Below are 6,583 nucleotides of genomic sequence, written 5' to 3'. Positions count from 1 at the left end.
GGTCAGCTGTTCCAGTGCTGGGCGACGAGGTCGGTGGCCTGCTGCTCCCACTGGGCGTAGGCGTCCGGGTACGCCGACACCTGCACCGTCTGCGCGGCCACGGTCAGCGGCATGTCCTGCCACCCGTCAACCTGCTTCAGACCCTTCAGGAACGCGGTCGTGGAGTACTCAGGATCGGTGATCTGCTCCGGCGTGCCCCAACCCGAGCTCGGGCGCTGCTGGAACAGGCCCAGCGAGTCATGGTCGTTCATATCGCCGAGGTGGCCCAGGTTCTCCAGCTTCGACTCCTGCAGGCTCGTCGCGATCGAGATGACCGCGGCGCGTTCGGGCAGGCCGGCCTTCTTCGTGGCCGCGATGATCGCCTTGACGTTGGCGGTCTGCTCGTCGTTCAAGGAGATGTGCGACTGCTCGCCCTGCGGCTTCGCCGCCTGCACCGCCACCGCTGCGGCGGCGGGCTTGGCGTCCACGGCCGGGTTGGCGTGGGCGGCGATCGGGCCGGCGAAGACACCACCGGCGAACGCGAGACCAGCAACGGACAGCATGCTCTTACGGAAGATCGTGTTCATGGGGGTAGCTCCTTCGGGGGTAAGGAACACCCATACGTCGGGGGACGCACGGGTGTGAGCACCTCGTCCGGCGCTGCACATAACAAGGGGAAAGTCTGGGGGTGACGCCTTTAGGGGCGTCGGTCGGCGACTTCACGGGCGCGGGGCTCGTGGCGCCGGGGTCCAGGTGTAACGACCGGAGGGCCGGGGTCATTCCGGGGGTGGCCCAACCCGTCGGCACCCAGGTGGAGGCGATGCCTGCGGTCGATCGCGGGGACCTTAACGACCGGGGGCCGGGGTCATTCCCCGGTGGCCCAACCTGTCGGCACCCCCATCACGGCGGTGCCTGCGGTCGGTCGTGGGGACCATAACGACCGGGTGGCGGGGGGGGCATTCCACCCTGCCGGACCTCGGATCCCGCGCCCGTGAAGACCGGGCGGCGGGAGGTGGTGCTGCGATCGTCAGGGTGTGTAACGACCCCGGCCCGGCCACGATTCCCGCCTGCGGGTGCGCCCCGTCACCACCCACAAACACCCACAACCCGACACACCACCCACACGACAACGGCCCCACGGCGCCGAACCGGCCCGCACAGCCGTGATCCACTCGGGTTCCCGGAAACCGGGGCATCCGGGACGCCGGGACACCCCGACTTCATGAAACCCGAGTCGATCATGGCGGCCCGGCCCACCCACGGCCGGCCTGGCTCCGCATGCCGGCACGGACCGGCGCACCGGCCCCGCCAGCCGGCCATGGGCCGGCGCAAAGCGCTGGCCACGGGGCTCGGTTCCGTTGCGGGCGGCGTTCGGTGCGGGGTGGGTCAGGTGTCCAGGTAGCGCAGGATGGCGAGGATCCGCCGGCTGTAGCCGGTTGTGTGGGCCAGGTCGAGTTTGTCGAAGATGGCGTTGACGTGCTTCTCGACCGCGCTCTGCGACACGTGCAGCCGTTGGGCGATGGCGAGGTTGGTGTGCCCCTGGGCCATCTCGTGCAGCACATCCCGTTCCCGGGGGGTGAGCCGACCGAGCGGTTCGGGCCGCTCCGAGCCGGCCACCACCTGACGGACCACCTCCGGGTCGAGGGCGGTGCCGCCGGCGGCGACCCGGTCGAGTGCGTCGAGGAAGTCGTCCACCTGGGCGACCCGGTCCTTGAGCAGGTAGCCGACCCCCTCGGGGCGATCCGCGAGCAGCCGCCCGGCGTACCGCCGCTCCACGTACTGGGAGAGCACGAGGACGCCGGTGTCGGGCCACCGGCGACGGATCTCCAGTGCGGCCCGCAGCCCGTCATCGGTGTGGGTGGGTGGCATCCGGACATCGGTGACGACCACGTCGGGACGGGACCGTTCGACCGCCTCGACCAGGTGGGCGGCGGTCCCGACCGCCGCGAGCACCTCGTGGTCCTCGTCGGCGAGCAGCCGGGTCAGACCCTCCCGGAGCAGCGTCGAGTCTTCGGCGAGGACTAGTCGCACGGCAACTCCGTCAGCACCGTCGTCGGACCGCCGGCCGGGCTGGTGACCGTCAGCCGGCCGTCCAGCGCGGCGACCCGCCGCACCAGCCCGGACAATCCGCGCCCGGTCGGGTCGGCGCCGCCGACGCCGTCGTCGTGCACGCGCATCCGGATCCACCCATCCTGTACGCCGATCTCGACGGTGACCAGGTTAGCGGCGGCGTGTTTCGCGGCGTTGGTGAGCGCCTCGCAGGCCACGAAGTACAGCACCGTCTCAGTCTGCCGCTGGGGGCGGACGGGTAGCTCGTACCGGATCCGCACCGGCACCTCTGAGCCGCGGGTGACGATGGTCAGCACCTCGCCCAGATCGCCGCCGTCGAGCGCCGACGGGTAGACGCGCCACGCCACCTGGCGCAACTCCTCGATGGCGCGCTGCACGTCCTCGTGCGCCTGGAGGAGCAGTGCGTGTGTGCGGTCGGTGTCGCGGGTACGCCGGGCGCGGCCGAGCAGCATGCCGAGGGCGACCAGCCGCTGTTGGAGGCCGTCGTGCAGGTCGCGTTCGATGCGCTGCCGTTCGGCGTCGACGGCGGAGATGACCCCGGCCCGGCTGGTGGTCAGCTCGTGGACCCGCCGGGTCAGCTCCGCTCGGCTTCCCGGGCCGAGCAGTCGGTGGGCCAGCCGGACGTCCAGTGCGGCGATGCTGGCGACGGCCTGACCGTTGAGCAGTAGCAACACCGCCCCGACGGCGATCTGGGACACGGCGTCGAGGACTGTCAGCTCTCCGCGCACCGCCGCGGTCAGCACGATCCCGGCGAGCACCACGCCGACGCCGAGCACTGCGTACGCCAGCAGGCCGAGCGTGCCGGGAAGCAGTCGGGCGGCCAGGTAGCCGACCTGGCGACGGGTCGCCACGGCGTTCGGCGCGGGCAGATCCGCCGCGGCGAGCAGTCCGACGAGGCGGCGATGTTCCATCCGCACCAGCCATCCCGCGTACCTGCTGGTCAGGCCGGTGATCCGACGGCCGGCGGCCGGCGCGAACGCGCACCCGGTGAACGCGACGGCCGCGACGACGAGGAAGACGAACTCGACGGCGGCCGTCGCGGTTCCGGCGGCGACGCCGACCGGCAGTCGAAGCCACCACCTGCCGGTTCGCTGTTGCGCCGCCATCTCATCCGCCTTTCGGGCCGAGCCGGTTCCGCACGGTACGCATCACCTGCCGCGCCCGCGAAGTGCCCCGGCTGGCGCATCAGGGCAGCCGAGCGAAGGCAAGGAGCAGAGACACCAGTGGCGCTGACTAGCGCTCGTCGGAGGCCCACGATCCGCTGCGGTAGAGCGTGCCGCGACCACCCGGGTCGGGCACCCCGTTCAGTGCGCTCTGCTCGGGTTCGGTCGGCTCGGGGTTGCGGGCGGCGCGGCGGGCGCGCAGCACGCGGGACCCGACGAACCAGGCCGCCGCCGCCACGCAGACCACGATCACCACTTTCTGGAGCGTGCCGACGTAGCCCTCGACGAGGTGCCAGTTGTCGCCGAGCAGGTAGCCGGCGAGCACGAAGGTGGTGTTCCAGATCAGGCTGCCCAGGGTGGTGTAGAGCAGGAATGTGCTCACCGGCATCCGCTCCACGCCGGCCGGAATGGAGATCAGGCTCCGGAAGATCGGGATCATCCGGCCGAAGAAGACGGCCTTCACGCCGTGCCGCAGGAACCACGCCTCGGTCCGGTCCACGTCGCTGAGCTTCACCAGGGGAAGCCGGGCCACGATGGCGCGCATGCGATCGCGTCCCAGCGCCGCGCCGATCAGGTAGAGCGCGAGCGCGCCCAGCACCGAGCCCAGCGTGGTCCAGAAAATCGCACCGAAGAGGCTCATCCGGCCCTGCGCGGCGACGAACCCGGCCAGCGGCAGGATCACCTCACTGGGGATCGGCGGGAAGAGGTTCTCCAACGCCACCGCCAGGCCGGCACCGGGCCCGCCGAGTCGTTCCACCAGGTCAGTGACGTAGCCGACGATCCCGTCCTGCGGTGGTTCCGCTGCGGCGGCGGGGGTTCCGGTGGCGAACACGGCGTGGGACGTTCGAATCATGCGCCCACGTTACGAAGTCATCCTGAGAACCGACCATGAGGCCGACCGCCCGGCTGCGCGGGGCGACCGCACCGGTGGGGGTGTGGAAAGCCGCACCCCGTTACGGCTCGCGGTGGTGCAGCCGCTGTGCGTACCCCTGGATGTCGCGGCAAACGCGCGGGCGCACGCCGCCGCGGTCCGCGCGGCGGGTGCCCGGTTGGTGGTCTTTCCGGAGCTGTCGCTGACCGGGTACGAGTTGGACGCGCCGGTCGTGTCGGTCGACGACCCGCTGTTGACGCCACTGGTCGAGGCGTGCGCCGAGACGAACGCGCTGGCCCTGGTCGGTGCGCCGGTCGCGGGCGAGCACATCGCGATGCTGGCGGTGACCGGCGGCGGTGCGACGGTGGCGTACCGGAAGATGTGGCTGGGGGACGCGGAAGCCCGCCGGTTCCGGCCCGGCGGTGCGCCGGCCGTGCTCGATGTGGACGGTTGGCGGGTGGGTTTGGCGATCTGCAAGGACACCGGCGTGGTCGCGCACGCGGCGCGGACCGCGGCGCTCGGGATCGACGTGTACGCGGGGGGCGTCCTGGAGTCCGCCCGCGACGCCGCCGTGACGGACCAGCGGGCGCACCGGATCGCCACCGCGCACCGGGTCTGGGTGGCGGTGGCGAGCTTCGCCGGGTCGACCGGCGGCGGTTTCCGTGAGGCGGCCGGGCGCTCGGGCGTCTGGACGCCGGACGGCAGGGTCTTCGCCCGCGCGGGCACCGACCCGGGCGGGTCGGTCAGCGTCAGCATCGGCTGACCAATGTGTTTGCGCACCGGCGATGACCTTGTAATGCTTCGGGAATGACCGCCTTCCCGGGTACCTTCGCCGATGATGTCGTCGGCCAGTCAGCGCAGACGCAGTTCGAGGCGTTCATCGACGAGCACCGCAGGGCGCTCAACGGCTGTCTGGACGGGTTGACCGAGGAGCAGGCGCGCCGCTCGTTGGTGGCGTCCCGGACCACGTTGCTGGGCCTGGTCAAGCACGCCGCGTTCGTGGAGAAGGTCTGGTTCGACGAGGCCGTCACGTGTCGACCCCGCTCGGAGATCGGCATCCCCGCCACGCCGGACGAGTCGTTCATCCTCGATGACGGCGACACGATCGCCAGCATCCAGCGCGCGCACCGGGAAGCCTGCGAAGCCTCCCGCCGGGCCACGTCCGGCCTGGGCCTCGACGACGTGCTTCGCGGCAACCGCCGTGGCCCGTTGCCGCTGCGCTGGGTGTACCTGCACGTGCTGCGGGAGCTGGCGCAGCACTGCGGGCACGCGGAGATCCTGCGTGAGCAGATCGTGAACGCCGAATAGCCTCGACGCATGCCCGAGTTGGTCGCACCGACCGTCCGCCTGCACGCCCCCTGGTTGGCGGCCCACGACGAGTGGGGTCCTGGCCCGCACGAGGACGGGTTCGGGCTGCGGTCGACAGATGAGGTGCGCTCGCCGGAGGGTTTCGCGGCCTGGGTGACCCGGCTGGCCGACCAGTCCGACCCGGGGAAACGGCCGGACGCCGGCCCGGTGTGCACGTACCGGTGGATCGTCGAGGACGACCGGGTGCTCGGCGGGATCGCGCTTCGCCACCGGCCCGACGACCGCCTGTTGCGGGTCGCGGGCCACATCGGTTACGGCATCCGGCCGTCCGCGCGTCGGCGTGGGCTGGCGACGTGGGCACTGGGCCGGATGCTCGGTACGGCCCGGGCCCTCGGGCTGGGTCGGGTGCTGCTGGTCTGCGCGGCGGACAACGTCGCGTCGGCGGCGACGATCGAGCACCACGGCGGCGTCCCCGAGGAGATCCGGGACACCGAACCCGGTTCCGCACGGCGGTACTGGATCACGCTCTAGCCCACCGGCCGTTGTCGCCGAAACGACGCAGCGTCCAGCGGGCCGGTGGCCACCCGCCGGGGTCGTGGTCGGTGGTCCACTCGGTGATCGAGGCCGGGGGCACGTCCAGGTCGAACGCCCGGAAGACCGGCTGCGCGCCGAGCGCGTGGAACGCGCCCTCGACGGTCTCGCTGTGGCCGACCAGAACCACTGTGGAGCCCCGGTGCCGGTGGGCGATCTCCATGATCGCGCGGCTGACGCGGACCACCAGTTCGGCCCAGCTCTCGTTGCCCTCCTCGAACGGACGGAACACGCCGCCGCCCGCCACCGCGTGGTCGGTGCGGAAGAGGGCGGTCGGCAGGCCGTCGGCGTACGGGGGTGTGTGCCAGGTGCAGAGACCACAGTCGGCCACGGGCCGGACGCCGAACGCCGCACCGATCGGCTGCGCGGTCTCGACGGCCCTGCGCAGCACCGACGAGTAGACCGCCACCGGCCCGTCGGCGGCGACCTCACCGGTGAGCCGGTTGGCCAGGTGGTGTGCCTGCTCGTGGCCGAGGGCGGTGAGGCCCCGACAACCACGCGGCCCACCGACGATTCCTTCGAGCTGGTGGACCGACTCGCCGTGTCGCACGAAGATCAGACGTGTCCGCATCGGGACATCATGCCAGCGGTATCGACGGAG

General features: G+C 71.8%; 8 protein-coding genes. 3 read left to right on the top strand and 5 right to left on the bottom strand.

All coding sequences use genetic code 11. The features are described 5' to 3' along the window. Positions 1-2 precede the first annotated feature (2 nt). From ACX27O_RS31315 to ACX27O_RS31300, 4 genes are all read right to left on the bottom strand, one after another. Positions 3-566 carry a hypothetical protein gene (locus tag ACX27O_RS31315; RefSeq protein ID WP_358131422.1) on the bottom strand — a complete coding sequence of 188 codons (564 nt, stop codon included), beginning with the start codon at positions 564-566 and terminating at the stop codon, positions 3-5. 799 nt (positions 567-1,365) lie between these two features. Beyond that, positions 1,366-2,010 carry a response regulator gene (locus ACX27O_RS31310; protein WP_030336424.1) on the bottom strand — a complete coding sequence of 215 codons (645 nt, stop codon included), beginning with the start codon at positions 2,008-2,010 and terminating at the stop codon, positions 1,366-1,368. Further along, a complete protein-coding gene (locus ACX27O_RS31305) occupies positions 2,001-3,155 on the bottom strand; it encodes a sensor histidine kinase (RefSeq protein WP_030336422.1) in 1,155 nt (384 codons plus the stop codon). Before ACX27O_RS31305 ends, ACX27O_RS31310 begins: the two co-directional genes overlap by 10 nt. 127 nt (positions 3,156-3,282) lie before the next feature. Beyond that, complete coding sequence (locus tag ACX27O_RS31300) at positions 3,283-4,065, bottom strand: DedA family protein (protein ID WP_030336420.1); 783 nt, start codon at positions 4,063-4,065, stop codon at positions 3,283-3,285. Positions 4,066-4,147: 82 nt separating this feature from the next. Between ACX27O_RS31300 and ACX27O_RS31295 the strand changes: the two genes are divergently transcribed. Genes ACX27O_RS31295 through ACX27O_RS31285 form a run of 3 tightly spaced genes read left to right on the top strand, consistent with a single transcriptional unit; the run spans position 4,148 to position 5,922 of the window. After that, positions 4,148-4,846: a carbon-nitrogen hydrolase family protein gene (locus ACX27O_RS31295; protein WP_030336419.1), complete on the top strand. Its 699-nt coding sequence runs from the start codon at positions 4,148-4,150 to the stop codon at positions 4,844-4,846. A 44-nt stretch (positions 4,847-4,890) separates the two neighbouring features. Continuing rightward, positions 4,891-5,391, top strand: coding sequence for a DinB family protein (locus ACX27O_RS31290; protein ID WP_030336417.1), 501 nt, complete (start codon positions 4,891-4,893; stop codon positions 5,389-5,391). A 9-nt stretch (positions 5,392-5,400) separates the two neighbouring features. Beyond that, the gene (locus ACX27O_RS31285; RefSeq protein ID WP_030336415.1) at positions 5,401-5,922 is read left to right on the top strand and encodes a GNAT family N-acetyltransferase; all 522 of its coding nucleotides are present in this window, start codon (positions 5,401-5,403) and stop codon (positions 5,920-5,922) included. Here ACX27O_RS31285 and ACX27O_RS31280 read toward each other — a convergent pair. Then, complete coding sequence (locus ACX27O_RS31280; RefSeq protein ID WP_030336412.1) at positions 5,912-6,553, bottom strand: histidine phosphatase family protein; 642 nt, start codon at positions 6,551-6,553, stop codon at positions 5,912-5,914. The two genes, ACX27O_RS31285 and ACX27O_RS31280, sit on opposite strands and share 11 nt — an antisense overlap. Between the last annotated feature and the right edge of the window lie 30 nt (positions 6,554-6,583).

Source organism: Micromonospora sp. SD19 (assembly GCF_054462275.1).
The sequence above is the reverse complement of the archived record's forward strand: the minus strand, read 5'-3'. Positions and strand labels throughout refer to the sequence as shown.

Bases quoted from the DNA above. Each gene is read 5' to 3' on its own strand.
- ACX27O_RS31305 (WP_030336422.1), bottom strand. From the start codon at position 3,155: ATGGCGGCGCAACAGCGAACCGGCAGGTGGTGGCTTCGACTGCCGGTC.
- ACX27O_RS31280 (WP_030336412.1), bottom strand. From the start codon at position 6,553: ATGCGGACACGTCTGATCTTCGTGCGACACGGCGAGTCGGTCCACCAG.
- ACX27O_RS31300 (WP_030336420.1), bottom strand. From the start codon at position 4,065: ATGATTCGAACGTCCCACGCCGTGTTCGCCACCGGAACCCCCGCCGCC.
- ACX27O_RS31290 (WP_030336417.1), top strand. From the start codon at position 4,891: ATGACCGCCTTCCCGGGTACCTTCGCCGATGATGTCGTCGGCCAGTCA.
- ACX27O_RS31315 (WP_358131422.1), bottom strand. From the start codon at position 566: ATGAACACGATCTTCCGTAAGAGCATGCTGTCCGTTGCTGGTCTCGCG.
- ACX27O_RS31285 (WP_030336415.1), top strand. From the start codon at position 5,401: ATGCCCGAGTTGGTCGCACCGACCGTCCGCCTGCACGCCCCCTGGTTG.